The sequence below is a fragment of the Bartonella sp. MR168JLCBS genome (genome assembly GCF_042194175.1).
Genome location: NZ_JBHIMP010000633.1, coordinates 1 through 522 on the forward strand (window position 1 = coordinate 1; position 522 = coordinate 522).

A 522-nucleotide genomic window follows, 5' to 3' on the forward strand; every position below is an offset into this window, starting at 1 on the left:
CGATCTTCATAAAAAACGTTATGAAGTGAGGTTAGGTTCTTGTGATATTGTCTCTTTAAAAGATACCAAGTCTAAGGCTGCTGCTTGCCGTTAACTTTTGAACCAAGGAATCAATCCGATTCGCGAAAGGAAAAATCACGGGCTGGAGGTTGTGTTTCTTTATAGAGAGATTACTTTGAGTGCTTTTGAAGCGGATCGAAACGGCAGCAGATCAAGGGAGATGGATTTTTAGATTCGATCTTCATAAAAAACGTTATGAAGTGAGGTTAGGTTCTTGTGATATTGTCTCTTTAAAAGGTGTAAAATCTAAGGCTGCTGCTTGCCGTTAACTTTTGAACCAAGGAATCAATCCGATTCGCGAAAGGAAAAATTACCACGGGCTGGTGGCTGTGTTTCTTTATAGAGAGATTACTTTGAGTGCTTTTGAAGCGAAAGAAGGGAATTGAAAAATGAGGAAACAGCAGCAAGGTGGTGAACACACCTCTTGAATTGCATGTTTTTCCTAAACTTGGTGATATATTC

Annotated in this window: 1 protein-coding gene; it reads right to left on the reverse strand. The window is 39.3% G+C overall.

Going from position 1 to position 522, the window contains the following annotated elements; translation table 11 throughout:
* Window positions 1-290: 290 nt before the first annotated feature.
* Window positions 291-522 (reverse strand): hypothetical protein (locus ACFIK8_RS13110; RefSeq protein WP_375669674.1); only part of this gene is annotated, 232 nt, incomplete at its 5' end.